The sequence below is a fragment of the Micromonospora sp. NPDC000442 genome (assembly GCF_042898635.1).
Lineage (GTDB): Bacteria > Actinomycetota > Actinomycetes > Mycobacteriales > Micromonosporaceae > Micromonospora.
The window spans coordinates 233895-260166 of sequence record NZ_JBIAYZ010000005.1; the positions used below are offsets into that span (position 1 = coordinate 233895).

The 26272-nt window shown below is 71.9% G+C and carries 26 protein-coding genes and 1 tRNA gene; 20 read left to right on the forward strand and 7 right to left on the reverse strand.

Translation table 11 applies throughout. The features are described 5' to 3' along the window. Complete coding sequence (locus ACFY2A_RS10235) at positions 1-1029, forward strand: nucleoside triphosphate pyrophosphohydrolase (protein ID WP_387170435.1); 1029 nt, start codon at positions 1-3, stop codon at positions 1027-1029. A 99-nt stretch (positions 1030-1128) separates the two neighbouring features. Beyond that, positions 1129-2748 carry a DUF885 domain-containing protein gene (locus tag ACFY2A_RS10240; RefSeq protein WP_387170437.1) on the forward strand — a complete coding sequence of 540 codons (1620 nt, stop codon included), beginning with the start codon at positions 1129-1131 and terminating at the stop codon, positions 2746-2748. A gap of 38 nt (positions 2749-2786) precedes the next feature. Here the strand turns inward: ACFY2A_RS10240 and ACFY2A_RS10245 are convergent, their stop codons facing one another. After that, positions 2787-3479, reverse strand: coding sequence for a hypothetical protein (locus ACFY2A_RS10245; RefSeq protein ID WP_387170439.1), 693 nt, complete (start codon positions 3477-3479; stop codon positions 2787-2789). A 221-nt stretch (positions 3480-3700) separates the two neighbouring features. Here ACFY2A_RS10245 and eno point away from each other — a divergent pair, with 221 nt between their 5' ends. The 13 genes from eno to ACFY2A_RS10310 all read left to right on the forward strand — a co-directional run bounded on the left by eno (position 3701) and on the right by ACFY2A_RS10310 (position 15401). Continuing rightward, a complete protein-coding gene (eno, locus tag ACFY2A_RS10250; RefSeq protein ID WP_093406354.1) occupies positions 3701-4984 on the forward strand; it encodes a phosphopyruvate hydratase in 1284 nt (427 codons plus the stop codon). Between the two features lie 29 nt (positions 4985-5013). Next, complete coding sequence (locus ACFY2A_RS10255; RefSeq protein WP_363921637.1) at positions 5014-5634, forward strand: septum formation initiator family protein; 621 nt, start codon at positions 5014-5016, stop codon at positions 5632-5634. A 21-nt stretch (positions 5635-5655) separates the two neighbouring features. Then, entirely contained in the window at positions 5656-6213 is a 558-nt protein-coding gene (locus ACFY2A_RS10260) for a DUF501 domain-containing protein (protein WP_387170442.1), read from the forward strand. After that, on the forward strand, positions 6210-6722 hold the full coding sequence (locus ACFY2A_RS10265; RefSeq protein ID WP_363921641.1) for an amino-acid N-acetyltransferase: 513 nt from the start codon (positions 6210-6212) through the stop codon (positions 6720-6722). Before ACFY2A_RS10260 ends, ACFY2A_RS10265 begins: the two co-directional genes overlap by 4 nt. Before the next feature lie 366 nt (positions 6723-7088). After that, positions 7089-8033, forward strand: a complete 945-nt coding sequence (locus tag ACFY2A_RS10270) for an exopolyphosphatase (protein WP_387170726.1) — start codon at positions 7089-7091, stop codon at positions 8031-8033. Between the two features lie 111 nt (positions 8034-8144). After that, positions 8145-8831, forward strand: a complete 687-nt coding sequence (locus ACFY2A_RS10275) for a dienelactone hydrolase family protein (protein WP_363921643.1) — start codon at positions 8145-8147, stop codon at positions 8829-8831. Beyond that, positions 8824-9564: a uracil-DNA glycosylase gene (locus ACFY2A_RS10280; protein WP_387170445.1), complete on the forward strand. Its 741-nt coding sequence runs from the start codon at positions 8824-8826 to the stop codon at positions 9562-9564. Before ACFY2A_RS10275 ends, ACFY2A_RS10280 begins: the two co-directional genes overlap by 8 nt. A gap of 75 nt (positions 9565-9639) precedes the next feature. After that, positions 9640-10368 (forward strand): DUF4129 domain-containing protein, encoded by a 729-nt coding sequence (locus ACFY2A_RS10285; protein WP_387170447.1) that lies wholly within the window; start codon positions 9640-9642, stop codon positions 10366-10368. Beyond that, positions 10365-10952, forward strand: coding sequence for a hypothetical protein (locus ACFY2A_RS10290; RefSeq protein ID WP_387170449.1), 588 nt, complete (start codon positions 10365-10367; stop codon positions 10950-10952). Before ACFY2A_RS10285 ends, ACFY2A_RS10290 begins: the two co-directional genes overlap by 4 nt. Further along, positions 10952-11959 carry a MoxR family ATPase gene (locus tag ACFY2A_RS10295; protein ID WP_363921651.1) on the forward strand — a complete coding sequence of 336 codons (1008 nt, stop codon included), beginning with the start codon at positions 10952-10954 and terminating at the stop codon, positions 11957-11959. Before ACFY2A_RS10290 ends, ACFY2A_RS10295 begins: the two co-directional genes overlap by 1 nt. A gap of 6 nt (positions 11960-11965) precedes the next feature. Further along, entirely contained in the window at positions 11966-13357 is a 1392-nt protein-coding gene (locus ACFY2A_RS10300; RefSeq protein WP_387170451.1) for a DUF58 domain-containing protein, read from the forward strand. Beyond that, on the forward strand, positions 13357-13920 hold the full coding sequence (locus ACFY2A_RS10305) for a hypothetical protein (protein ID WP_387170453.1): 564 nt from the start codon (positions 13357-13359) through the stop codon (positions 13918-13920). Before ACFY2A_RS10300 ends, ACFY2A_RS10305 begins: the two co-directional genes overlap by 1 nt. A gap of 155 nt (positions 13921-14075) precedes the next feature. Beyond that, complete coding sequence (locus tag ACFY2A_RS10310) at positions 14076-15401, forward strand: NAD(P)/FAD-dependent oxidoreductase (RefSeq protein ID WP_387170455.1); 1326 nt, start codon at positions 14076-14078, stop codon at positions 15399-15401. A 30-nt stretch (positions 15402-15431) separates the two neighbouring features. On the opposite strand, the gene ACFY2A_RS10315 is transcribed toward ACFY2A_RS10310, so the two are convergent. Beyond that, positions 15432-17300 carry a hypothetical protein gene (locus ACFY2A_RS10315; protein WP_387170457.1) on the reverse strand — a complete coding sequence of 623 codons (1869 nt, stop codon included), beginning with the start codon at positions 17298-17300 and terminating at the stop codon, positions 15432-15434. Positions 17301-17401: 101 nt separating this feature from the next. Between ACFY2A_RS10315 and ACFY2A_RS10320 the strand changes: the two genes are divergently transcribed. The 3 genes from ACFY2A_RS10320 to ACFY2A_RS10330 all read left to right on the forward strand — a co-directional run bounded on the left by ACFY2A_RS10320 (position 17402) and on the right by ACFY2A_RS10330 (position 19002). Further along, positions 17402-17482 (forward strand) — tRNA-Leu (locus tag ACFY2A_RS10320). Positions 17483-17629: 147 nt separating this feature from the next. Then, entirely contained in the window at positions 17630-18463 is an 834-nt protein-coding gene (locus ACFY2A_RS10325) for a Bax inhibitor-1/YccA family protein (RefSeq protein WP_363921661.1), read from the forward strand. A 149-nt stretch (positions 18464-18612) separates the two neighbouring features. Next, entirely contained in the window at positions 18613-19002 is a 390-nt protein-coding gene (locus tag ACFY2A_RS10330; protein WP_387170459.1) for a hypothetical protein, read from the forward strand. Positions 19003-19351: 349 nt separating this feature from the next. On the opposite strand, the gene ACFY2A_RS10335 is transcribed toward ACFY2A_RS10330, so the two are convergent. The 3 genes from ACFY2A_RS10335 to ACFY2A_RS10345 form a co-directional block, all read right to left on the reverse strand. Next, positions 19352-20611, reverse strand: a complete 1260-nt coding sequence (locus tag ACFY2A_RS10335; RefSeq protein WP_387170461.1) for an acetyl-CoA C-acetyltransferase — start codon at positions 20609-20611, stop codon at positions 19352-19354. An 87-nt stretch (positions 20612-20698) separates the two neighbouring features. Then, positions 20699-21502, reverse strand: a complete 804-nt coding sequence (locus tag ACFY2A_RS10340; protein ID WP_363921667.1) for an SGNH/GDSL hydrolase family protein — start codon at positions 21500-21502, stop codon at positions 20699-20701. Between the two features lie 46 nt (positions 21503-21548). Beyond that, positions 21549-22601, reverse strand: a complete 1053-nt coding sequence (locus ACFY2A_RS10345) for an SGNH/GDSL hydrolase family protein (protein WP_387170463.1) — start codon at positions 22599-22601, stop codon at positions 21549-21551. 139 nt (positions 22602-22740) lie between these two features. Between ACFY2A_RS10345 and ACFY2A_RS10350 the strand changes: the two genes are divergently transcribed. Both ACFY2A_RS10350 and ACFY2A_RS10355 read left to right on the forward strand, forming a co-directional pair. Beyond that, a complete protein-coding gene (locus ACFY2A_RS10350; protein WP_363921671.1) occupies positions 22741-23097 on the forward strand; it encodes a YkvA family protein in 357 nt (118 codons plus the stop codon). 82 nt (positions 23098-23179) lie between these two features. After that, positions 23180-24550, forward strand: a complete 1371-nt coding sequence (locus ACFY2A_RS10355; protein WP_363921673.1) for a cystathionine beta-synthase — start codon at positions 23180-23182, stop codon at positions 24548-24550. Positions 24551-24642: 92 nt separating this feature from the next. On the opposite strand, the gene ACFY2A_RS10360 is transcribed toward ACFY2A_RS10355, so the two are convergent. Together ACFY2A_RS10360 and ACFY2A_RS10365 are read right to left on the reverse strand one after the other, a co-directional pair. Then, the gene (locus ACFY2A_RS10360) at positions 24643-25161 is read right to left on the reverse strand and encodes a GNAT family N-acetyltransferase (RefSeq protein ID WP_387170465.1); all 519 of its coding nucleotides are present in this window, start codon (positions 25159-25161) and stop codon (positions 24643-24645) included. Beyond that, complete coding sequence (locus ACFY2A_RS10365) at positions 25158-26087, reverse strand: ribonuclease Z (RefSeq protein ID WP_387170467.1); 930 nt, start codon at positions 26085-26087, stop codon at positions 25158-25160. Before ACFY2A_RS10365 ends, ACFY2A_RS10360 begins: the two co-directional genes overlap by 4 nt. Between the last annotated feature and the right edge of the window lie 185 nt (positions 26088-26272).

A 26272-nucleotide genomic window follows, 5' to 3' on the forward strand; every position in this document is an offset into this window, starting at 1 on the left:
ATGCCCCGGATCGTCCTGCTGGTGACCTCGCCCCGGTTGCCGGCCGGGCTGTTGACGGCAGCCGCCTGGGATGTCGTACGCGCGGCTCCGGTGCTGGCCGCCGAGGAGAGCGAGCTGACCATGGCGCTGCGGTCGGCGGGCGCCGAGGTGCGGGTGCTCGACGGACCGCCGGTGCCGGCGCTGCTGGACGCCGCGTCGGCGCAGGACACGGTGGTCTGGCTGGCCGGCCCGGCCGGGGACGAGTCGTTGGCCCGGGAGTTGGGGCTGCGCCTGGCCCGCGAGCCGGGGCTGGCGGAGTTGGAGCTGATGTACGGCTCGTGGGATCCACCGGGCGCGCGGCTGCTGGACGCCGTGGCGGTGCTCGACCGGCTGCTCTCGCCCGGCGGGGATCCGTGGAAGCGGGCGCAGACCCACCGCAGCCTGGCCGGGTTCCTGCTGGAGGAGAGCTACGAGGCGTACGACGCGATAAGCGCCGGGGACACCGACGCGCTGCGCGAGGAGTTGGGCGACGTGCTGCTCCAGGTGGTGCTGCACGCCCGGCTGGCCGAGGAGTTGCCCGAGGACGAACGCTGGAGCATCGACGACGTGGCCGGTGGGCTGGTGGACAAGATGATCCGGCGCAACCCGCACGTCTTCGCCGGTGCCGAGGCGGGCACCCTGGAGGAGATCACCGCCAACTGGGAGCGGATCAAGCAGGCGGAGAAGGCCCGTGACTCGGCGCTCGACGGCATCGCGTTGAGCCAGCCGGCGCTCGCCCTGGCGGCGAAGATCCTGGAGCGTGCCGCCCGCGTCGGCATCACCACGCCGCTGCCGCGGCCGGAGGCACAACCCGACCCCGAGGCCACCCTCGGTGCCCAGCTGCTCGCGATGGTCGCCCAGGCCCACGCGGCGGACCTCGACCCCGAAGCCGCCCTCCGCCGCACCGCCCTGGCCCACGCCCAAACCATCCGCACCATCGAGCCCGCATCCCCACCTTGCCGCGTTGATCATGAGGTTGGCGGCACTGAGTCCGACATTTCGCGCCGCTAACCTCATGATCAACGGGGGCAGGGGTGGGGCGGAGGGGGCGGGGCGGGGTGGGTGGAGTGCCGGCGGGCGGGTTCGGGTGGGGGTGGTTAGGGTCGGGGGGTGGAGCGGTTTCAGGTGGTGGGGGAGCGGGTTGTCGAGGCGTTGCTGGGGAGTCGACCGACGCTGGCGGCAACCGCGGGGGACCATCGGGTTGACGACCGGCTGCCGGATTTCTCGGCCGACGCGGTCGCGGCGGACCGGGCGATGCTTGTCGACGCGGCGAGCGCGCTCGTCGAGATCGACCCCGACGATCTCGACGTCGAGGAGCGGGTCGACCACGCCCTGCTCTCCGCCCTGGTCGACCGGGAACTGTTCGAGCTGACCGAGATCCGTGGGCACGAGTGGGACCCGCTCGCGCACAACCCCGGTCCACTGCTGCACGCCCTGCTGTCCCGCCCGTACGCGCCGGTGGAGGTGCGGTTGACAGCCCTCGCCGGCCGCCTCGCCGCCGTACCGGACGCGCTGGCCACCGCGCGCGCGACGCTGCGTGACATGCCCCGGGTCCACGCCGAGACGGCGGTCGGGCAGTTCACCGGTGTGGCGGCGCTGATCCGCGACGAGGTCCCCGCGCTGCTCGCGCAGGCTCCCGCCGCCATCGACCGGATCGAGCCGGCCGCCACCGCCGCGCTGGCCGCGCTCGACGAGTTCGTCGCCTGGCTGCGCATCGGCCTGGCGGCCGACGTCGGCCCGGGCCGCGATCCCCGGCTGGGTCGGCGGCGCTGGGAGGCACGCCTGTGGCACGCGCTCGACACCGAGCTGGGTGCCGCCGAGATCCAGCGCCGGGCCTGGGCGAACCTCGACCGGGTCACCGACGAGATCCGCGCGGCGGCGGTCGAGCTGGTCGGTGGTCCGGCCGACGACGAGACCGTACGCCGGGCCCTCGACCTGCTCGCCGCCGAACATCCCGACGACCACACCATCGTCGACCTGGCCTCGATCACCCTGGACGAGTCGAGTGACTTCGTCCGGGCGCACGACCTGGTGACGGTGCCGGAAGACCCGTGCGTCATCCAGGTGATGCCGCAGTTCGCCCGGGGTGTGGCGGTGGCCTACTGCGATGCGCCCGGAGGTCTGGAGACCGCCGCCGTGCCGACGTTCTACTGCATCGCGCCGACCCCCGCGGACTGGCCCGCGCGCCGGGTGGAGTCGTTCTACCGCGAGTACAACGACCACATGATTCGCAACCTCACCGTGCACGAGGCGATGCCGGGTCACTTCCTCCAGCTCGCCCACGCGCGGCGCTACGCCGGCTCCACCCGGGTACGTACGTTGATCCGCTCCGGTCCGTTCGTCGAGGGTTGGGCGGTCTACGCCGAGGAGCTGATGGTCGGCCGCGACTTCGGTGGTCTGCCGGTGCGGTTGCAGCAGCTGAAGATGCAGCTACGGATGACCCTCAACGCGCTGCTCGACCAACTGACGCACGCCGAGGACGTGCCCGAGGCCGAGGCGATGGCGCTGCTGACCGGACGCGGCTTCCAGGAGGAGGGCGAGGCGGCGGGCAAGTGGCGCCGCGCGCTGCTGACCTCGGCGCAGCTGTCGACCTACTTCGTCGGCTACAGCGAGATGGCCGAGATCGCCGCCGCTCGGCCGCACCACGTGCCGCTGCGCGACTGGCACGACCAGATGCTCGCCCACGGCAGCCCACCGCCGCGCCACCTGCGTACCCTGCTCGACCTGTAGGCGGCGTCCCGCCAGACCCTGCCCGGCCGCGGAGTGGATCAAGGGCCCTCGGTTCGCCGGTCCACCACGTCGGCGCCCGCCGGCAGGTCGAAGGCGCCGCCGTCGACCTGATCGCGGAAGCGGCTCAGCGCCAGCTCGACCGGCTGCCCGTCGAGCTGTCCGGTGAAGCTGCCCAGCGCGCCCTCCCCGGTCACGCAGGCGGTGAAGCTCTCCGCGTTCTGACGTACGTCGACACAGGTCGCGTGGTGGCCGACGACCGTGCTGCTGCGCTCGGTGATGACCGCGTCCGGATCCAACGCCGCGGCGGTCAGCCGGCCCATCACCATCGGGGGAGTGACCAGCCCCTGTAGCTCGGCCTCGGCGAAGACCACGACCGAGGGCTTGCTGTTGGGGGCGGGCGGCTCTTCCATGGTGCAGACGGGCCGGTCGCCGTCGGTGTCGCACCGGGTGGTCGCCTCGTCGGTGACGGTCAGCTTTCCGCCGGGCCAGGTGTAGCTGGACCGGGCCGGGTCCTGCGACTGGACGAACGAGGCGCTCCGCCCGCCGGGAAGCTGGTACTCCGCCGAGTAGGTCAGCTCCAGTGCCCGGTCCATCCGGGCGGCGAGATCGTTGACGATGTCGGAGCGAGCCATGGTCCGTCCGGCGTCGTCCAGGGCCTGACAGCCGGTGACGGTGAGCAACGCGATGACCGACACAGCGAGCGTACGGAGAGTGGTCGAGGCGGCGGGCATGGCGACCAGCCTTGTCGATCGGGTCCTGCTCGTGCAAACCGGTTGCCGGTTGAGGCACGAGAATCCGGGAATGTCCGACCCGTCGGGTACCGGAGCGTGGTCGTTGACCCGCCCGGTCGCCGTGCCGGAGAGCGGGGACCGATACGCTGCGTTCAACACCTGCCGCTGCCGCACCGTCGCGGCCCAAACCGGACGAGACCACACGAACGAGGAGCGACTCAGTGGCAACCATCGAGGTAATCGAGGCTCGGGAGATCCTGGACTCGCGGGGCAACCCGACGGTCGAGGTCGAGGTCGGGCTCGACGACGGCACGATCTCCCGGGCGGCGGTGCCCTCCGGCGCCTCGACCGGCGCCTTCGAGGCGATCGAGCTGCGCGACGGTGACAAGGGCCGCTACCTGGGCAAGGGAGTGGAGAAGGCGGTCGCCAACATCGAGGACCGGATCGTCGACCAGCTCATCGGCTACGAAGCCAGCGAGCAGCGGGCGATCGACCAGAAGATGCTCGACATCGACGGCACCGACAACAAGGCCGAGTTGGGCGCCAACGCGATCCTCGGGGTGTCCCTGGCGGTGGCCAAGGCCGCGGCCGGCAGCGCCGACCTGAGCCTCTTCCGCTACCTGGGTGGGCCGAACGCGCACCTGCTGCCGGTGCCGATGATGAACATCCTCAACGGTGGGGCACACGCCGACAGCAACGTCGACATCCAGGAGTTCATGATCGCGCCGATCGGCGCGCCGAGCTTCCGGGAGGCGCTGCGCTCCGGTGCCGAGGTGTACCACGCGCTCAAGTCGGTGCTGAAGAAGAAGGACCTGTCCACCGGGCTCGGCGACGAGGGCGGCTTCGCGCCGAACCTGCCGACCAACGCCGCCGCGCTGGACCTGATCGCCGAGGCGGTGGAGAAGGCCGGCTACCGGCTCGGCACCGACATCGTCTTCGCCCTCGACGTCGCCGCCACCGAGTTCTTCGCCGACGGCAGCTACACCTTCGAGGGCGCGGCCAAGAGCGCCGCGGAGATGAGCGAGTACTACACCAAGCTGGCTGACGCGTACCCGATCGTCTCCATCGAGGACCCGCTGGCCGAGGACGACTGGACCGGCTGGCAGACCCTGACCGCGGCGATCGGCGACCGGGTCCAGATCGTCGGCGACGACCTGTTCGTCACCAACCCGCAGCGCATCGCCCGGGGCATCGCCGAGAAGGCCGCGAACGCGGTGCTGGTCAAGGTGAACCAGATCGGCTCGCTCACCGAGACGCTGGACGCGGTGGACCTGGCCCACCGGGCCGGCTTCAAGTGCATGATGAGCCACCGCTCCGGCGAGACCGAGGACACCACCATCGCCGACCTGGCGGTGGCCACCGGTTGCGGCCAGATCAAGACCGGTGCGCCGGCGCGGTCGGACCGGGTCGCGAAGTACAACCAGCTCCTGCGGATCGAGGAGGAGTTGGCCGACGCGGCGCGGTACGCCGGGGCGGGCGCCTTCCCGCGCTACCGTTCCGCCTGACGGGTGCCGTACCTCGGGGGAGGGGTGTGATGCAGCAGCGCCGCACGCCGGGTGGTCAGCGTCCGGTCCGACGGCCGGCCCGCGCCGGCCGGCCCGGCACGGCCCGCGACGGCGGTGTCCGCGCCGAATCGCGGTCCGCCGCCGGCCGGGCGCCGTCGGCCACCCGCGGTGCCGAGGGCGTACGCTCCGCCAAGCGCCCCGCAGCCGCCCGGCGTACTGCTGCCGGTGGCGCGGTGACGCGGCTGTCCGCACCCCGATCCCGAGGTCTCACCGGCCGGGCCACCGTGCTGTTCGCGGTGCTCATCGCCCTCGCCCTCGCCTACACCTATCCGGTCCGGGTCTACCTCGATCAGCAGGCCGACATCGAGCGGATGGAGGCTTCGCAGGCGGCTCAGCGGAGGCTGATCGCCGAGCTGACCACCCAGGCGGAGAAGTGGCAGGACGAGGCGTACATCGAGACCCAGGCCCGGGAGCGGTTCTTCATGCGGCGGCCCGGTGAGAAGATGCTGATCCTGCTCGACGACCCGGCCGGCGCGGCCCGCGAGGCGGGCACCGGCGACGACCCGGCGAACCCGGTCACCCCTGATCCCTGGTACGACACTCTCTGGTCCAGCGTGCGGGCCGCCGACGCCCACCAGACCGAAGACTGAGCACCGACGAGAGATGGCATCGTGACTGTCGTACCACCGCACGAGCCGGCGGCGGCTTCCATATCCCCGCCGAAGCGGGAGCCAGCCACGGAGGCCGACCTGGCCGCGGTGGCCGCGCAGCTCGGACGTCCGCCCCGCGGCACCCGGGCGGTGGCTCACCGTTGCCCGTGCGGCCTACCCGACGTGGTGGAGACGACCCCCCGGCTGGCCGACGGCACTCCCTTTCCGACGCTGTTCTACCTGACCTGTCCCCGGGCGACCGCGGCGTGCAGCCGGCTGGAGTCGGCCGGCCTGATGAAGGAGATGGCGGATCGACTGGCCGCCGACCCGGAGCTGGCCGCCCGGTACCGGGCGGCCCACGAGGACTACCTGACCCGCCGGGACGCCATCGCCGAGGTGCCCGAGATCGCCGGCATCTCGGCCGGCGGGATGCCCGGCCGGGTGAAGTGCCTGCACGTCCAGCTCGGCCACGCGCTCGCCGCCGGGCCGGGGGTGAACCCGTTCGGCGACGAGACGCTCGATCTGGTCGAACCGTGGTGGACGACCGGACGCTGCGTTGACGTGCCGGAGGCCGGGTGAGCGAGGGCGACGTCGTGGTCCGGCGGGCCCGGACCGCCGATGTGCGGGCGATTCGACGGCTGGTCGACACCTACACCGACGATCGCCGCCTGCTCAGCAAGGCCACGGTCACCCTGTACGAGGACGTGCAGGAGTTCCGGGTCGCCAGCCGGCTCTCCGACGGTGCGGTGGTGGGCTGCGGCGCGCTGCACGTGATGTGGGAGGACCTGGCCGAGATCCGTACCGTGGCGGTCGATCCCCGTTGCCGGGGCCAGCGAATCGGGCACCGGATCGTCGCGGAGCTGATCGACGCGGCACGGGAGCTGGGGGTGGCCCGTATCTTCGTGCTGACCTTCGAGACCCAGTTCTTCGGTTCGTTCGGCTTCACCGAGATCGACGGTGCCCCGGTGCCGCACCCGGTCTACGAGCAGCTGCTGCGCTCGTACGACGAGGGTGTCGCCGAGTTCCTCGACCTGGAACGGGTCAAGCCGAACACCCTGGGCAACACCCGCATGCTGCTACGCCTCTGACCGCCCCGCCCCCTGCCCACTCTGCGCCGCCACCGCTTGCGCCGTCACCCGGGTTGCGCTGTCACTCGCTGTGTCCGGCTTCCCGTGGGTCCACATACCACCTCAGCCCCTTTGCTCTGCTTACTCATACGCACAGGTTCACTTTCGGTGATGGCTGGCTGGGTGTGGACCTGACCGGGCTTTCAAGGAACCCCTGTTCATGAGGGGTTGCGTATAGGTAAGCAGAGCAAAGGAGGCGAGGGGTAGGACGGGTGCTGCGGCTGCTTGACTTCGGAGAGTCACCGCTGGTGTGGCTACAGTCCGTGAATGCGGTGGCCGGAGGAGTAGGTCGGCGGTGGCGGTAGGGTTTTCGTCGTGACGACGCGTGTGGCGGCCATCGACTGTGGCACCAACTCGATCCGGTTGCTGGTGGCCGACCTGCCTGACCCGTCGGCCGGACCGGCCGCACCACTCGTCGACAAGTGCCGGCGGATGGAGATCGTCCGGCTCGGCCAGGGCGTGGACGCCACCGGCCGGCTCGCTCCGGAGGCGATCGAGCGAACCCGCGTCGCGCTCGCCGAATACGCCGCCGAGATCGAGAAGCTGGGTGCCGAGCGGGTACGGATGTGCGCCACGTCGGCCAGCCGGGACGCGGACAACGCGGCTGACTTCCGCAGCATGGTCGAGCAGACGCTCGGCGTCGCGCCGGAGGTGGTCAGCGGCGACGAGGAGGCGCGGCTGTCGTTCACCGGAGCCGTGCGCGGCCTGCCCGCCGCCGCGCCGTCGCCGTACCTGGTGCTGGACATCGGTGGCGGCTCGACCGAGTTCGTCGTCGGTACCCGGGACGGTGGTGTCGACGCCGCTATCTCCATGGACGTCGGCTGCGTCCGGATGACCGAGCGGCACCTGCACGGTGACCCGCCGGGCCTGGACGAGATCGCCGCCGCACAGGCCGACATCGCGGTCGCGGTCGATCGGGCGCTGGCGGCCGTGCCGGGGCGGGAGGCCGCCACCCTGGTCGGGCTCGCCGGCTCGGTCACCACCGTGGTCGCGATCGCCGAGGGTCTCACCGGGTACGACCCGGCCCGCATCCACCACGCCCGGGTGTCGTACGACCGGGTGGCCGAGGTGACCGCTGACCTGCTGGCGATGACCCGCGAGCAGCGGCTGGCCATCCCGGTGATGCATCCCGGCCGCGCGGACGTGATCGGTGCCGGCGCGTTGGTGCTCCGGGTGGCCATGGAGCGGGCCGGCATGGCCGCCGTGATCGCCTCCGAGCACGACATCCTCGACGGCATCGCCTGGAGTCTCGCAAACGCGAACGGGAGGTGAATGCCACTGTTCCGGCATCTTCCCGGCGGTGGTCACCGCGTGGCAGGCTACCCGCACGTAGGACCACTGGGCGACCAGCCAACGATGACTGACCGCTAGGAGGACGGGCCGATGGGCGAGATGGTGACCTACCGTGGTGATGGCGGCACGGGTGAGGGATATCTCGCGATACCTGCCACCGGCGCGGCAAGCCCGGCAGTGATCGTGATCCAGGACTGGTGGGGCCTCGTGCCGCACATCAGGTCGGTGGTGGACCGCTTCGCCGAGGCGGGCTTCGTCGCCCTAGCCCCCGATTTCCGGCATGGCGAGCCGGCTGGCAGGCCGAGTGAGCCGCGGCGGCTGCTCAACGGGCCGCAGATGGACGAGACGGCGCGGGAGATCGCCGCCGCCGCCGACTACCTCGCCGGCCGCGCCGAGGTCACCGGCAAGGTGGGTTGCGCCGGCTTCTGCGCCGGGGCCAGTCTGGCGCTGTGGGCGGCGAACTTCTCCGAGCGGATCGTCGCCACCGCCGCCTTCTACCCCCGGTTGCCCTGGGAGGGCATGCGTACCGAGTGGACCGACTACGCGGGCAAGGACGCGCTGGTGCACTGCTCCGAGGCGGACGGCACCTCCGCGGACCCGGGTGTGCAGGCGGTACGCCGGGCCATCGAGAACTCCGGCGGCACCTGCCAGCTGCACGACTACCCGGGCACCGCGCACGCCTTCTTCAACGAGGACCGGCCGGAGAAGTTCGACCAGCGGGCCGCCACCAGCGCCTGGGCGCGCACCCTGGAACTCTTCCGGGCCAAGCTTGGCTGAGACGCGTACCCCCGTCGAGGTTGTCGCCCGCGCCGCGCGGGCGACGGATCTGGCCGACCTGGACGCGGGCGTCGCCGACTGTTTCGCCTGCCCCCGGCTGGTCGACTGGCGGGAGGAGGTCGCCCGCACGAAGCGGGCGGCCTTCCGCGATCAGGAGTACTGGGGACGGCCGGTGCCCGGCCTCGGCGATCCGGCGGCCCGGATCGCCATCCTCGGGCTGGCTCCGGCCGCGCACGGCGGCAACCGCACCGGCCGGATCTTCACCGGCGACCGCTCCGGTGACGTGCTCTTCGCCGCCCTGCACCGGGCCGGCCTGGCCAACCAGCCGACGAGTGTGGCCGCCGACGACGGGCTGGCGTTGCGCGAGACGAGGATCTTCGCCGCCGTACGCTGCGCCCCACCGGACAACAAGCCGACCCCGGGAGAGCGGGACACCTGCGCGCCCTGGCTGCATCGGGAGGTCGAACTGATCCGGCCGACGCTGCGGGTGGTGGTGGCGCTGGGCGCCTTCGCCTGGGCAGCGTGGTGGCCGGCGTTACATGCCGGGTACGGCGTCCCTCCGCCCAGCCCGCGACCGTCGTTCGGGCATGGGGCACACTGGTCCGGCACGGCCGGACCGGAACTGCTCGGCTGCTACCACGTCAGCCAGCAGAACACCTTCACCGGTCGGCTGACACCAGAGATGCTGGACGATGTGTTCGCCCGGGCGAAACTGCTGGCCGGGGTGGACTGAGGCGGCGGGGCGATGACGATGGCGGACGGTACGTGTGCCGTCCCGCCGTACGCCCCGATGGCCCGGAGGTAACCGATGGACGTGCTCCGCAGTTGGTGGCCGGTGACGGCGGTGATCGCCCTGCTCGCCGCCGTGACCCTGGCCACCGCGCACTCGTCGATCGGCGCGAGCCGGATACCGCCCGCCGTCAAGGATGCGCCCTTCGTGTTGGAGTACCCGAGCGGGGAGCCGCGTCCGTCGATCCCGGCCGAGCCCCGCGAGGCCGCCGAGGAGACCCGTACCCGAATCCCGTCCTGGCTCGGCACCGTGGCGGTGGCGGTGCTCGGGCTGGCGCTGCTCGCCGCCCTCAGCTATCTGCTCTGGACCGTGGCGCGGGGGGTGGCGCGCCGGGTCACCCGGGCACTGCCCGCGCAGCCGACCCGGCGCAGCGCCGAGGGCACCGCCGCGGAGGTGGTGGCGGCCGTCGACGCCGGCCTGGTCGACCTGGACGACCGCGCCACCGACCCGCGGACCGCGGTGATCGCCTGCTGGGTACGCCTCGAAGAGGCCGCGGCCGTCGCCGGGGTGTCCCGGCTGACCGGCGACACCCCCACCGACCTGGTCACCCGGCTGCTCCGCGGTGATCCGTCCACCGGCGTGCCGGCGATCGTGAGTGCCGACGTGCTGGCCGAGTTCGCGAACGTCTATCGCGAGGCCCGGTACGCCACCCGCCCGGTGGACGAACGGACCAGGGACCAGGCCCGGGTGGCCCTGCGCCGGTTGCGCGGCGAACTGACCGCACTGGCCGAGCGGGAGCCGGCGTGAGCAGCACGAGTATCGACGACCTGCTCAGCTTCTCCGAGGAGCGGCCGATCCAGTCCGAGCCGCGCCAGGGCGGGCGGCTGCGCACCGTCGCCGGGGTGCTCGGTGTCACCGTGGCGGTGACGGTGGTGGCCGTCGCCGGGCTGCGCGCGGTCGGGCTGCGGGTGTCGTTGCTGGTGCTGGTCGCTGCCGTGATCGCGCTGCTGGTGGTACGCCGGATCGTCGCCACCCTCGCCCCACCACCGAAGTCCGGCCAGGGCGGTTCGTCGTCGCGGGGCGGCGAGGAGCCCGGCACCTACAACTGGGACGCCCGGGACGCGCTGCGAGTCGCGATCAACGGCTGGGCGACTCCACTGGAGTGGTCGAAGACGCGCCCCGAACGGTTCACCACCGTGATCCTGCCCCGCCTGGCCGAGTTGGCGGACGAGCGGATGCGCCTGAAGCACGGCGTCACCCGCGAGTCGGATCCGGCCCGGGCCCGCGCCCTGCTGGGCGACCGCCTGTCGACGTTCCTGGAAACCCCACCCCGCCGCACCCCTTCGCCGCGCGACCTCGCGGCGATCGTCGCCGAACTGGAGAAGATCTGATGAACGACGCCGGCCGGACGATGCCCCCCGCCGAGGTAGGTCGCCTCGCCCGGGCCGTACTGGACGCGGTGGGCCAGGTCGTGGTCGGCAAACGGGACGCCCTAGAGCTGGTGCTGGCCGGCATCCTCGCCGGCGGTCACGTGCTGCTCGAGGACCTCCCGGGGTTGGGCAAGACGCTCACCGCGCGGTCCTTCGCCCAGGCGCTGGGCCTGGATTTCCGGCGTCTGCAGTTCACCCCCGACCTGCTGCCCGCCGACGTCACCGGCTCGTTCCTCTACGACCAGCGCAGCGGTGACTTCACCTTCCGGGCCGGGCCGGTCTTCACCAACCTGCTGCTCGCCGACGAGATCAACCGGACCCCACCGAAGACCCAGTCGGCCCTGCTGGAGGCGATGCAGGAGAAGCAGGTCTCGGTGGAGGGCGTGACGTACCGGCTGGACGAGCCGTTCCATGTGCTCGCCACCGCCAACCCCATCGAGTACGAGGGCACCTATCCGTTGCCGGAGGCGCAGCTGGACCGGTTCCTGCTGCGGGTGTCGTTCGGCTATCCGGCACAGGACGAGGAGTGGGAGGTGCTGCGTCGGCGGATGGCGCGCCGCCGGGAGGAGGCCGACATCAAGCCGGTGGTCGACGCCGGCACGCTGCGCGCCATGCAGGCGGCGTTGGAGGACGTCGTGGTGGAGGACTCGGTGGGCCGGTACATCGTGGCGCTGACCGCGGCCACCCGCGAGCACCCGTCGGTGCTGGTCGGCGCCTCGCCCCGCGGCTCACTGGCACTGTTGCTGCTGTCCCGGGTACGGGCGGTGCTCTCCGGGCGGGACTACGTCGTTCCCGAGGACGTCAAGGACGTCGCGGCCCCGGCGCTGGCGCACCGGATCACGTTGCGACCGGAGATGTGGCTGCGTCGGGTCGATCCGTCCTTCGTGGTCGGTGAGGTCCTCGACGGCACCCCGGCGCCGGCCAGTGGCGCGCTGCCCAGCTACGCCGCCGGCCGGCCGGGAGACTGACCCGGCGTGAGCGAGCGGAGCGAGCGAACGGCACCGACCAACTGGACGCCCACCTGGGCGTTCGGCCGGGCGGTGCTGCTCACCGGCCTGCTGCTGGTCGCCGCGGTGCTGCTGGGACGGGTGGACCTGATCGTGCTGGCCGTCCCGTTCGCGCTCGGTACCGCGTACGCGTTGCGACGCCGCCCCGTCGAGCTGCCCCGGGTGTGGCTCAGCGCCGACGAGGATCACCTGGTCGAGGGCGGTGAGATGGCCGGGACGGTCACCGTCGGCAACCCGGGCGCGGTCTCCTACGACGTGGCGGTGCTGCGTACCCGGGTCTCACCGTGGCTGCGGATCGAACGCGCGGGTCTCGCCGGCAGCGCGGTCGTCGGCACCGGTCGACCCGCGGGTGCCGGTCGACCGACCGTGGCGGACCGACCGTTCGTCACGTCGGTCGCTCCGGACACCGCCGTCGACCTGGAGCTGGCCGGTACCGCGCTGCGGTGGGGGCGGCATCCGCTGGGCCCGGCGGGTGCCCGGGTCGCTGCCGCGCAGGGCCTGCTGGTCTCGCGTGCGGTGATCGTCGAACCGGTCCGGTCGAAGGTGTACCCGAAGACCGAGCCGTTCGAGGCGGTCGAGGTGATGCCCCGGGCCGCCGGTCTGGTCGGGGCCCACCACTCGCGCCGTCCCGGTGAGGGCGGCGAACTCGCCGGGGTGCGGGTCTTCGCCCCCGGTGACCGGTTGCGCCGCATCGACTGGCGGGTGTCGCTGCGGGCCCGGCAACTGCACGTGGCGGCCACTCTCTCCGACCGGGACGCCGAAGTGGTCGTGCTGCTCGACGTGCTGGCCGAGGCGGGCCGCTCCGGTGGGGTCGCCGGTACGGCATCGGTGTTGGACACCACGGTCCGGGCGGCCGCCGCCATCGCCGAGCACTACCTGCACCGGGGTGACCGGGTGGCGCTGCTTGAGTACGGCCCGAGTGCCCGGCGGCTGCGCCCCGCGACCGGACGACGGCAGTACCTGACCGTGCTGGAGTGGCTGTTGGACGTCAAGGCCCAGTCCTCCCCGCACGAGCCGTACGACCACGTGTTCGGCCCGCAACTGCTCTCCGCGGACGCGCTGGTGGTGGTGCTCACCCCGCTGCTGGAGGAGCGGTCGGCGCAGATGTTGGCCCGGTTGGCCCGTTCGGGACGGTTCGTGGTGGCCGTCGACACGCTCCCGGTGGACCTGTCACCACCGAAGGATCGGGGCTGGGCCGAGGTGGCGTACCGGCTGTGGCGACTGGACCGGGACACGATGATCGCGCAGTTGCGTGAGCACGGGGTGCCGGTGGTGCCGTGGGCCGGCGCCGGCAGTCTCGACCAGGTGCTACGCGACGTGGCAAGGCTGGCCACCGCCCCTCGGGTGGGTGGCCGGTGATGGGGTCGGTCATCGGGCGGGTTCGGGCGTTGCGGACCGTCGCGGCGCGGGTCTCCCTGGCACCCGTGCTGGTCCGGTTGGGGATCTTTCTCAGCGCACTTGTGGGGTTGCTGCTGGCGTACCCCGCCGAGGTCGTGGTCGGTGAGGCGCTGGGCCCGCTGGTGGCGGTCGCGGTGCTGCCGGCCCTGATGCCGCGCCGGCTCTGGCCGACCTTCGCCGCGTTGGTCACGGTCGGCGGCTGGCTGCTCGCCACCGACGGGTACGGCCGGCCGATCGCGTTGTGGCGGCTGATGGCGGTGGCCGTGGCGCTCTACCTGACCCACACGCTCTGCGCGCTGGTGGCGGTGCTGCCGTACGACGCCGTGGTGGACCCGGACGTGATAGTGCGTTGGCTCACCCGGGCCGCCGGAGTGCTGCTCGCCACGTCGGTGCTCGGTGTGCTGCTGCTCGAATTCTCCGGTGCCCAGGCCGGTGACGGCGGCTGGCAGGCGGTCACGGTGGCCGGTCTGCTGCTGGCCGTCGGGGTGACCGCGTTGCTGGCTGGACTGCTGCGACGCAGGTGATTGAGGGGTCGTCGGGGTCCGAGTGACCGGCGGTGTAGTCGCGCCAAGCGTGGTTAAGGTGGCCGGCGTTAGCGGGGTCACAGCCGCCTTGTGCTCGGTCACAGAAGGGGGCCGCACGCGGGATTACCGCCGTCGGTGGGGGAAAGATGGTAGGCGTGAATCCGAAGCGGATCCTTGTGGTGGGCGCCGGGCACGTCGGTCTCTACGCGGCGCTGCGCCTGTCGAAGAAGCTGAGTTCCCGTGAGGCTGAGGTCGTCGTCGTCGACCCCCAGCCGCACATGACGTACCAGCCGTTCCTGCCCGAGGCCTCGGCGGGAAACATCTCCCCACGGCACGCCGTGGTACCGCTGCGTCGGGAGTTGCGTCGGTGCAAGGTGGTGGCCGGTGCGGTCACCCGGATCGACCACGCGAGCAGGACCGCCACGGTGCAGCCGATCATCGGCCCGCCGCGCGAGATCACCTACGACCACGTGGTGGTTGCTCCCGGCTCGGTCTCCCGCACGCTGCCGATCCCCGGCCTGCACGAGCACGGCATCGGCTTCAAGACCATCGGTGAGGCCATCTACCTGCGTAACCACGTGCTCGAACAGCTCGACGTGGCCGCTGCCACAACCGATCCGGAGGTACGCCGTCGGGCGCTGACCTTCGTCTTCGTCGGCGGCGGGTACGCCGGTATCGAGGCGCTGGCCGAGATGGAGGACATGGCCCGCCACGCGCTGAAGTACTACCCGGAGCTGAACACGTCGGACATGCGGTGGGTGCTTGTCGAGGCCACCCAGCGGGTGCTGCCGGAGGTCGACCGGGACATGGGCGCCTACACGGTGCAGCAGTTGCTGAAGCGGGACATGGACATCCGGCTCGACACCCGGCTGGAGTCCTGCGTCGACGGGGTGGTCAAGCTCTCCGACGGGGACAGCTTCAGCGCCGACACCATCGTCTGGACAGCCGGGGTGAAGCCGTCACCGATGCTGGACGCGACCGACTTCCCCCGCGAGGAGCGGCGCCGGGTCACCTGCCTGCCGACGTTGCAGGTGGTCGACGGTGACCGCGTGGTCGAGGGCGCCTGGAGCGCCGGTGACTGTGCCGCCGTACCGGACCTGACCAAGCCGCCGGGCAACTACTGCTCGCCGAGCGCACAGCACGCGGTACGCCAGGCCCAGCGGATGGCCGACAACATCGTCGCCGTGATCCGGGGTCGCGCGCCGGTGCCCTACAAGCACAAGCACGCCGGCAGCGTGGCCAGCCTCGGCTTGCACAAGGGTGTGGCCCAGGTCTACGGCATCAAGATGACCGGCTGGCCGGCCTGGTTCATGCACCGGACGTACCACATGAGCCGGATCCCGTCGCTGAACCGGAAGGTCCGGGTCGTGGTGGACTGGACGCTGGCGTTCATCCTCAAGCGTGAGGTGGTGGCCCTCGGCCAACTGCACGACCCGCGCGAGGAGTTCGCCGAGGCGTCCCAGCCACCGTCGAAGGTGTGAGTGAGCGGTAGCCCCCTTCCCGGAAGGGGGCTACCGCGTCTTTCGGACCCGCCAGAACCAGGCGTCGGCGATCCTGGTCGACGGGCCGTAGAGCCCCTCCAACGTCAGGCGCAGACTGTCGGCGTGCGCGGTGTCGGCCGCCAGTACCACGCACGAGGCACCCCAGTGCTCGACATCCGCCGCGGCGCGGCGACGCTGCTTGTCTCCGACAACCGGCCGGAGACCGCTGCGGGCCACGTCGGCCAGGAGCGCGGAGGTGGGTCGCGGGGCGACGCCCATCGCCGCGCTGCCGCCCCGGCCGTGCGGGCCGATGAAGAAGCCCTGCGGCATGCTGAACTCGGCGTTGGCTGCGGCCGCCCACCGCATCGGCCAGGGCTCCTTCGGTGTGGCCAGTGGTACCGGTACCAGGACGCCGCCCGGCTCGACACACGTGCGCCAGTGGCCGGCGGTGATGAACTCCGGAACCGGCGGTCTCTGGGTGGTGGGCAGCGGTGCCGGGATCAGCGGCACCACCGCCACGGCCACCGCGACAAGCGTCAGCCGGCGGGCACGGTTCGCGCCGCGCAGCGCCCGGTCGACCGCCAGCACCAGCAGCGTCGCCACCAGTGGCGGTACGGCCAGCGCGAACCGCATCGGTAGCGCGCCGTCGACCACCGGCACCCCGCCGAGCAGGGCGTACGGCCCGGGCAGGCCGGTGCCTGCGCCGTCGAAGACCACCTCGGGGCCGAGCGACAGCCCACCCATCACGAGGATGCCGGCGGTGCAGGCCAGCACCAGTGGGCGGCGTCCCAGCCAGCCGGCGCAGCCGACGGTGACCACCAGCAGCGGCCAGCCCAGGAAGGTGTTGTACTCGGCCGGGCCGGTACTCAGCCGGGCGGAACTGTCGTCACCGACCAGGGAGAGCGGTGAGATCGCCCACCAGCTACGCAGGTCGGCCGAGAAGTAGTGCGGGCTGAACATGCCGTCGGCTACGCCGAGGGGCCCGGCGAACTGGAACCACAGCGGGCGGGCGAGCACCAGCAGGGCCGCACCGGTGGCGAGGGCCATCGCGCCGGCGAAGGAGGGCAGCGCGCGACGGGCGAGGTCGCGGTCCGCGAGGATCATCGTCACCGCCATCACCAGGAGGGTGAGTGCGCCGAGGAACAGCACCTCTTCGCCGATGAACACCTGGACGGAGACGGCAGCGGCGAGCCCCATCGCGGAGGTGGTCAGCCGCCGCCGGTCCGGAGCGCCGGTCGGCAGGCCGGCGGCCGGCGTGGGCCGGGCGGCAGGGTCGGCGGCCCGCAGCAGGCGTACCACCAGCCAGACGATGACCGGCAGCAGCCACTGCGCCGTCATGTGCAGGTGGCTGTTGCTCTGGGACACCATGCCGGGGGCGAAGCCGCACAGCGCGCCACCCAGCGTCGCGGCGGCCCGGTGGGCCCGCAGCGTACGGCTGAACAGGAGGTACCAGGCGGTCGCGGTGCCGGCGAGGTTGACCGTCATCAGCAGGGCGAAGGTGACCGGAGCGCCGAACAGCAGGGTGACCGGGGCGAACACCACACCGAGGGCGATGACCGACGTGTTGGCCATCAGATTGACCCCGTCGGGGGCGTTGAGCCGGTCGGTGGTCAGGCCGAAGTCGCCCAGCAGCGCCCGCGCGTCGACAGCCAGGAACCACTCGTAGAGCACCTGGTCCTCGGGGTTGAGGGCGAGCACCAGTCCGGCCGGGTCGGCCCAGAGCCGGTGGGTGAGCGTGCCGGCGAGCGCCGCGAAGAACAGCCCTGCCAGCAGGTCGGTCCGGTACCGGGCGGCGGTCCGCGCCAACCGGGTGAGCTGCCGTCGGCGTACCCGGGCGAGGGGGTGATCCGCCTGCGTCGCCACGTCGTCGGTGGGGGCGATGGGTGCGCGGCTGCTCACGGCCTCGACCCTAGTGGCGGTGCCTGACGGGGGACGCCGCAGTGGCGACGAACCCGCTACCGTGGCACTGCACCGTGCGTGCCGGCGCGCAGGTGTCACCCGCCCGGGTGGTGGAACGGCAGACACGGCCGCCTTAAAAGCGGCTGCCGCAAGGCGTGCGGGTTCGACCCCCGCCCCGGGCACTCCCGCCGTCCGCAGAGCCCGTGGTGACGAACCGCACCGGGCACTCTCAGCGTTCGCTCAGCCTTCCGATCACCACTGGGCAGTGCTGGGCGTTTACTCTTGTAGCGCGCGTTGACGTGCCACGACCCCCTTAGGGAGGCCAGACAGTGAAGACTTCGAACCCGGTGCTCGCCCGGCTCGGTCAGGCGGCCGAGCGGGAGCGGGCCGCCGGGTACGCCCCGTCCGGGCCGTACGGACAGCCCGGCTATCCCCAGCAGGTCCCGCCGCAGGCCGGTTACCCCGGCGCGCCGGGCTTCCCGTCGGCCCCGCCGGCGGTCACCCCCATGTCGATCGACGACGTGGTGGTCAAGACGGTCACCCTCCTGGCCATCCTCGGCGTCGCCGCTGCGGCGGCGTGGGCGCTGGTGCCCGACGCGCTGCTCGGCGTCGCGTGGATCGGTGCGGCCGTCGTCGGCCTGGTGCTTGGCATGATCATTTCGTTCTCCCGGATGGCGAATCCGGCGCTCGTCGTCGCGTACGCCGTCGTCGAGGGTGTGCTCGTCGGAGCGTTGAGCAAGTTCTTCGAATCGCTGTACGACGGCATCGTGCTCCAGGCGGTGACCGCCACCTTCGGTGTCTTCTTCGTGATGGCCATGCTCTACAAGGCGCGGGTCATCCGGGCGACGCCGAAGTTCGTCAAGGGCATGATCGCGGTGATGGCGGGCCTGTTCGCCGTCATGCTGATCAACCTGGTGCTGGCGCTCTTCGGCGTCAACACCGGCCTGCGTGACGGCAGCCCGCTGGCCATCGGATTCAGCATCGTCTGCATCGTGGTGGCCTCGCTGAGCTTCGTGCTCAGCTTCAAGGAGGTCGAGGACGGCGTCCGGATGGGCCTGCCGCAGCGCTACTCCTGGGTTGCCGCGTTCGGCATCCTGGTCAGCCTGATCTGGCTCTACATCGAGATGCTCCGCCTGCTGAGCTACTTCCAGGGCGACGACTGACCTCGCCGCCCGACATCCCGACCGGCGCCCGCCCCACCCGGGGCGGGCGCCGTCGTCTTTCCCCACCTCGTCCCCACCCACCCACTATGCGTGGATCTTGCATTTGTTGCCGCGGCATAACGGGCCACAAGGGGTGTTTCGGCGACCACATGTGCAAGATCGGCAAGCTGGAGGGCGGGGTGCGTAGAGTGCGGGACGTGGTGGGTGGAGGTGGGACCGAGCGGGGGGTGGAGGTCGTGCGGGGGGTGGAGCTGTTGGTGGGGCAGGTCAGCCACTGGCAGCAACCACGGTGGTCGGCCCCCGCATCGGTCGGCAACGTGTCCCGGGCGGATCTGGTGCACCGGCTGGTGCAGGAGATCGCCAACCTCGCTGCGGACGCGGAGGGGCAGCCACGTCGAGCCGTACCTCGGCTCGACAACGACCTCGCCCTGCCCGATCAGCTCCGGGTGGTCGCCGCCGATCTGCTCGCCGCGGATCCGAGCGAGGAGGCCCTGACCCGGGCCGCCACCGAAGTGGCCGCGACCCGCACCGCGCTCTAGCGACCCGACCGCGCCGCACTAGGCTGACCCCGCCGTCCCGGGCTCCGACCGCGTCGTGCCGGGCTCCGACCGCGTCGTGCCGGGCTCCGACCGCGCCGCGCCGTGCCGGGTCGACCGTGCCAGCCCGATCGGCCTGACCGGGCCTCAGAAACCGCGGCCTGCCCAACGACCCCCCATGCGGTCGCGACATGCGGCAAGCCGGGGTCTACCGCCGACTTGATGGCCCGAGTTGCCGCATCTCGCGACCGCGATCGGCGGTCCGCATCTCGCGACCGCGATCGGCGGTCGGGATCGGCGACCGCGATCGGGGGTCGGGATCGGCGATGGACGATGTCGCCCAGTCGCGTCGTCAGCTCAGGCGCTCGACGACCATCGCCATGCCCTGGCCGCCACCGACGCACATGGTTTCCAGGCCGATGGTCGCGTCGTGCCATTGCAGGGCGTTGAGCAGCGTGCCGGTGATCCGGGCGCCGGTCATCCCGAACGGGTGACCGACGGCGATCGCGCCGCCCATCACGTTCAGTTTCTCCTCCGGGATGCCGAGCTGACGGTACGAGGGGATCACCTGGGCGGCGAACGCCTCGTTGATCTCGACCAGGTCGACGTCGTCGATGGTCATGCCGGCGCGTTCGAGTGCCTGCCGGCTCGCCTCCACCGGGCCGAGGCCCATGATCTCGGGCGACAGTGCGGTGACACCTGTGGAAACGATCCGCGCCAGCGGAGTGATGCCGAGTTCCTCGGCCCGCTGGGCGCTCATCACGACCACGGCGGCGGCCCCGTCGTTGAGCGGGCAGCAGTTGCCGGCGGTGATCCGGCCGTCCGGGCGGAAGACCGGCTTCAGCTGGGAGACCGCCTCCAGGGTGACTCCGGCTCGGGGGCCGTCGTCGGTGCTGACCACCGTGCCGTCGGGCGTGGTGACCGGGGTGATCTCACGGGCCCAGAAGCCGTCGGCGATCGCATTCTCGGCCAGGTTCTGGCTGCGTACGCCGAACGCGTCCATGTCCGCGCGGCTCACGTCGTACACCTGGGCGAGGTTCTCGGCGGTCTGCCCCATGGCCAGGTAGACGTCGGGTAGGGCGTCCTTTTCGCGCGGGTCGGTCCAGACCGGCGCGCCGGCCTCGGCGCGGGACTGGGACCGCTCGCGTGCGGGCGCGAAGCGGGGGTTCTCCCAGCCGCCGAGCAGGGCCTGGGCCTCGGGCGGCAGGCCGTCGGAGCTGCCGCGCGCGTACCGGGAGACCAGTTCGACGCCGGCGGAGATGAAGACGTCGCCCTCGCCGGCCCGGATCGCGTGCATGGCCATCCGCGTCGTCTGCAACGAGGAGGCGCAGTAGCGGGTGAGGGTTGCACCGGGCAGGCCGTCGAGGCCCATCAGTACGGCGACCACGCGAGCCATGTTGAAGCCCTGTTCGCCGCCGGGCAGGCCGCACCCGAGATAGAGATCATCGATCTGTCGCGGGTCGAGCTGCGGCACCTTGTCCAGGGCAGCCTGCACGATGGTGGCGGCCAGATCGTCCGGGCGGAGGTCACGTAGGGACCCCTTGTGGGCCCGGCCGATGGGGGAGCGGGCGGTGGCGACGATGACGGCGTCGCGGGACGACTCAATCGGCATACCGTCACGTTAACTCGCCGGTAACTTGCGGCGGAAGTTTTCCGTCGGCCGGGAAATGTCACCCCGCCAACCGGACGAGCAGACCTGTCAGTGTCGTGGGGTGACGGCCGCGGCGGCGACCACCGCGGGCAGCAGGGCGTGGGCCCAGACTCGGTAACCGTCGGCGGAGGGGTGGTAGCCGTCGTGGCAGAAGGTGCCGGCGTCGGCCCGGAACACCGGGCCCGTCTCGGTGGCCAGGTCCACCACCGTCCCTCCGGCGTCGAGCACCGCACCGGTCTGCGCCCGGGCGACGCGGTGCCCCATCCAGCCGACGACCTGCCGCAGCGGCGACGCGATCGCGCGTACGGCACCGAGATCCGGGCAGGTGCCGACCACGACCTCGACACCGGCATGACGCAGCCGGTGCACGGCCGCGCCGAGATAGGCGGCGGCCTCGGTCGGCCGGCGCATGCTGGTGACGTCGTTGGCTCCGACCAGGATGACCGCCACGTCCGGTCGCTCGCCGAGCAGCGCCCGCGCCACCTGGGTGGCCAGGTCGGTGGAGCGCGAACCGGAGACACCGACGCTGGACAGGTGAACCTGACGCCCGCCCGGCCCTTCGGCGAGCAACTCCGCCAACTGCCCGCCGATGGTGTCGCCGAGCCGGTCCACCCCGACGCCGAGGGCGGAGGAGTCACCGAGCAGCACCAGGCGCAGCGGTGGGGCACCAGCCCGACCGACGGTCGCCCGCAGGGCCAGGCCGAGTTCCGGCTGGGCGTAGCGGCGGTTTCGCGCCACCACGGCCTCACCGGCGAGCACCGCGGCCCCGCCGAGCGCGCCCGCGAGCAGGGAAAAGGCGGCGGTACGGGCGACCCGCGCGGCGGCCCGGGTGCCCGGAGGGAGACTGGTCATGCCGCCGCCCTCGCGCCGGAGCCGGACCGGCTCCTGATCCGCTCGGTCATGAGAATCCTTCCACTGCGGGTGAGTCGACGGTGGGGGCTGACTTCGGCGCCGGACCGACACCGAAGAATCCCCGCCGGCGCAACTGCGCCCAACGGCCGGCCGGACCGCTCTCGCTGCCCCGGACCTGCGTACCGCTGACCTCCGTCCCCGGGTGCCGAGCCGCCTCCTGCGCGGCCTTCGGCAACGACCGTACGCCTTCGAGCCGCGTTGGCGAAGGCCTGCGTTCGGCACCGTGGCCCAGTGCGGAGAGCACCGTCGGCAACAGGGCGGCGGCCGCCGCCGCATATCCCTCGGCGGAGGGATGGAACCGGTCCCAGCCGAACATTCGCCCCGGCTCGGCGGTGAACCGGGGACCGAGCAGGTCGCCGAGGGAGACCGTCCAACCACCGGCCGACACCACGGCGACCGTCTGCGCCGCCGCGAGTTGCCGGCTCCACCGGCGGGCCAACCAGCGCAACGGCGGCTGGATGGGGCGGATCGCCCCCAGGTCCGGGCAGGTCCCGACGACCACCTCGGCGCCGCTCGCGCGCAGTGCCCGGACCCCCTCGACGAGGTACCGCACGGCCAGGGCCGGCGGGGTGCGGTTGGTGACGTCGTTGCCGCCGATGAGGATGACCGCGACCTCGGGGTCGCACTCCAGGGCCGCCTCCACCTGGAACTTCAAGCCGGCTGAGATGGCACCCACCACCGCGAAGCGGTGCAACCGGACGGGACGCTGGAGACGCCGGGACAGCCCGGTGGCCAACAACGCACCCGGCGTCTCTCGGCGTCGGTGCACCCCGTAACCGGCGGCCGACGAGTCACCGAGAACGACCATGGTGATCGCGGGTCCGGGGAACTTCGCGCCGTAGACGCCGTCGCAGCGTGGTGGCGGTGCCTCGGCCATCGGAATGGTGCGCCGGGCCTGCCGGGCCTGACCGAGGAGCACACCTGTCGTCGCCGCCGCGGCCGCCATCGTGGCGCCCGTGCCGATGGCCGCCACACGGGCCACCCGCAGGGCACGCTGCCAGCGCGGACGATCCGGTACGACGGAACCAGCGACCCCCATACCGTGACACTAGCGCGGCTGTCTGACGCCCTGCTGTCATCGTCGCGGCGCTCCGGTGCCTGGAAAACGACCGCATTGGGTACTTGGATGGACGTTGTTGCGGCGGCGCGTCACGCTGCACGTGGAGAGGAGCACGACGATGGCTAAGACGTTGAAGCGAGGTGCTGCGTTCGTGGCCCTGGCACGGGCGATGACCGCCGGTGCCCGGGGTGGGCCGTCCCTCGGCGCCCGGATCGGGGCGCTGCCCAGGATGATCGCGGCCACCACGCGTGGCCAGTACGACGGCGGGCTGCGGCTGGCCATGATGACCGCCGCCACGGCGTACATCGTCTCGCCGATCGACGCGGTGCCGGAAATGTTCCTCACCGTGTTCGGGCTGATCGACGACGCGGTGATGGTCACCTGGCTGGCCGGTGCGGTGCTCGCCGAGACCGAGCGCTTCCTGGAGTGGGAGGCACGTCGCAGCACCGTGGTCCCCGGCCACGTGGTGCCCTGACCGACGTACCCTGGGCGGGAATTCCACCTGGTTCACCCGCCCGGCCTGGCGTGCCGGTGCCGGAGCGAGAGGGCACAACGAGGTGCAGTACTACGACAACGTCGTCGAAATGATCGGCAACACGCCGCTGGTACGGCTACGCAACGTCGCCGAGGGCATCCGGGCGACGGTGTTGGCGAAGGTGGAGTACCTCAACCCCGGCGGGTCGGTGAAGGACCGGATCGCGCTGCGCATGGTGGAGGACGCCGAGGCGGCGGGGATCCTCCGCCCGGGCGGCACCATCGTCGAGCCGACCAGCGGCAACACCGGCGTCGGGCTGGCCCTGGTGGCCCAGCTCAAGGGCTACCGCTGCGTGTTCGTCTGCCCGGACAAGGTCAGTCAGGACAAGCAGGACGTGCTGCGGGCGTACGGCGCCGAGGTGGTGGTCTGCCCGACCGCCGTCGCGCCGGAGGACCCCCGCTCGTACTACAACGTCTCCGACCGGCTGGCCCGAGAGATCCCCGGCGCGTGGAAGCCGAACCAGTACGCCAACCCGGCGAACCCGCGCTCGCACTACGAGACCACCGGCCCGGAGCTGTGGAAGCAGACCGAGGGGCGGATCACCCACTTCGTGGCCGGAGTGGGCACCGGCGGCACCATCTCCGGCATCGGGCGTTACCTGAAGGAGGCCTCCAACGGCACCGTCAAGGTCATCGGTGCCGATCCGGAGGGCTCGGTCTACTCCGGCGGCACCGGCCGGCCGTACCTGGTCGAGGGGGTCGGCGAGGATTTCTGGCCGGAGACGTACGACCGGGACGTGGCCGACCAGATCATCGAGGTCTCGGACAAGCAGTCCTTCGAGATGACCCGGCGACTGGCCCGCGAGGAGGGGCTGCTGGTCGGTGGCTCCTGCGGCATGGCGGCGGTCGCGGCGTTGGAGGTGGCGCGCGCCGCCGGCCCGGACGACGTGATCGTGGTGCTGCTGCCGGACGGCGGTCGGGGCTACCTGTCCAAGATCTTCAACGACGCCTGGATGGCCCGCTACGGCTTCCTCGACGCCTCCGGTTCGGAGCCCACCGTGTCGGAGGCGCTGGCCGGCAAGCCGGGCGGCCTACCCGAACTGGTCCACGTGCACCCGACCGAGACGGTCCGCGACGCCATCGACTACATGCGCGAGTACGGCGTCTCGCAGCTGCCGGTGCTCAAGGCCGAACCGCCGGTGGTGACCGGCGAGGTGGCTGGCTCGATCGCCGAGAAGGACCTGCTCGACGCGCTCTTCACCGGCCAGGCGCACCTGCACGACACGATCGAGCGGCACATGGGGGCGCCGCTGCCGATGATCGGCGGCGGCCAGCCGGTCAGTGAGGCGGTGAACCTGCTGGAGAAGTCCGACGCCGCGCTGGTTCTGATCGACGGCAAGCCCAAGGGCGTCCTAACCCGCCAGGACCTCCTAGCCCACCTAGGCGCCCGCTAACCCCCAAACCCCAAACCCAACACCCGCGTTGATCATGAGGTTGGCGGCACCGTGGAGATCGAATACTGCCGCTAACCTCATGATCAACACGGCTAGAGGTGGGGGAGGGGGCGGGTGTAGCGGAGTTGGGGGGTGCGGGTGGTGCCGATTGTGTCGTCGCGCTTCTGGCCGGTGGGGTGCCAGCCGCCGCGTTCGTAGAAGCGGCGGGCGTGGCCGTTGTCGCGCAGCACCCAGAGGACCGCGCGGTGACAGCCGCGGGCTCGCATGGCGTCCAGCGCGTCGACCATCAGCGCTCGGCCGATACCCCGACCCCGTTCCGCCGGTGCCAGGTGGATGGCGTTGAGCAGGCCGGTCGCCGGGTCGCCCTCGTCGTCGGGGCCCAGGTAGCTGAAGCCGGCGAGGGTGCCGTCCCGCTCGGCCACGGTCATCCGGTGGTCGGCCCGCTCCCAGGTCCAACGCTGCACCCAGTACTCACCCATCGCCTCCGGCGTCGGGTTGGCCAGCGCCTCGGGCGGCAGGAACGACGAGTAGGCGGCGACCCGGGAACGCTGGTGGAGCCGGCCCACCGCCATCAGATCGTCGGCGGTTGCGGGACGCAGCGTGACGGTCACTCAGCCGAGGGTACCCGTCGGGGTGGTACCTGAACCGTGGTCAGATCCTCGGCGATCACCAGGTCCCCGTCGAAGTGCCGACGGGCTTCGTCGGCGAAGCGGGCCGGATCGGCGTAGCGCTGGGAGAAGTGGGTGAGCACGAGTCGGCGTACCCCTGACTCGGCCGCCACCCGCGCGGCCTGGCCGGCGGTGAGGTGCCCGACCTCGGCGGCGAGCGCGGCCTCCGACTCCAGGAACGTCGACTCGATGACCAGCAGATCGGCCTGCTCGGCCAGCGCGTACACCCCGTCGCAGAGGCCGGTGTCCATCACGAAGGCGAACCGCTGCCCCGGCCGTGGCGTGCTCACCTCCTCCCGGGTGACGCGACGCCCGTCGAGGTCGAGGTGGCCGGTGCGTTGCAGCTCACCGACCGCCGGCCCGGCGATGCCGTACGCGGCCAGCTTCTCCGGCAGCATCCGGCACCCGTCCGGCTCCAGCAGCCGATAGCCGTACGTCTCGATGGGGTGCCGCAGCCGGCGCGCCTCCAACGTCCCGCAGCGCAGCATGATCTGTTGCCCGTCCGCCTCGATGGGGGTGACGGCCAGTTCGGCGGTCTCGTGGAAGGAACTGGCGTGCCGCAGCCGGTCGAAGTAGTCGGCACCTCCGGCCGGGAAGTGCACCGCCACCGGATGCGGCACCCGGTCCAGCGACAGGCGCTGGATGGTGCCGGGCAGGCCGAGACAGTGGTCGCCGTGGAAGTGGGTGACGCAGATCCGGGTCAGGTCACTGGCGGTGACGCCGGTGTGCAGCAGTTGCCGCTGGCTGCCCTCGCCGGGGTCGAAGAGGATCACCTCGTCGTCCCACCGCAGCACGTACCCGTTGTGGTTGCGGGCCCGGGTGGGTGCCTGACTCGCCGTGCCGAGCACCACCAGCTCGCGCATGGACACGGCCGCCTCCGGTAATGAAACGACCCCCGGGGCTTCCGCGCTGACGCGGGCCGACTGGACTGGGTCGGCACCCCGGGGGTCGGGTGGCTGTCGTGGTTTCGCCGCACCGCTGCCACACGGTCTCGACGACTCTTACCGTGCCCGCCCCCGAAGGGACGGACTGTCACTGTCGAGGACAGCGGCTA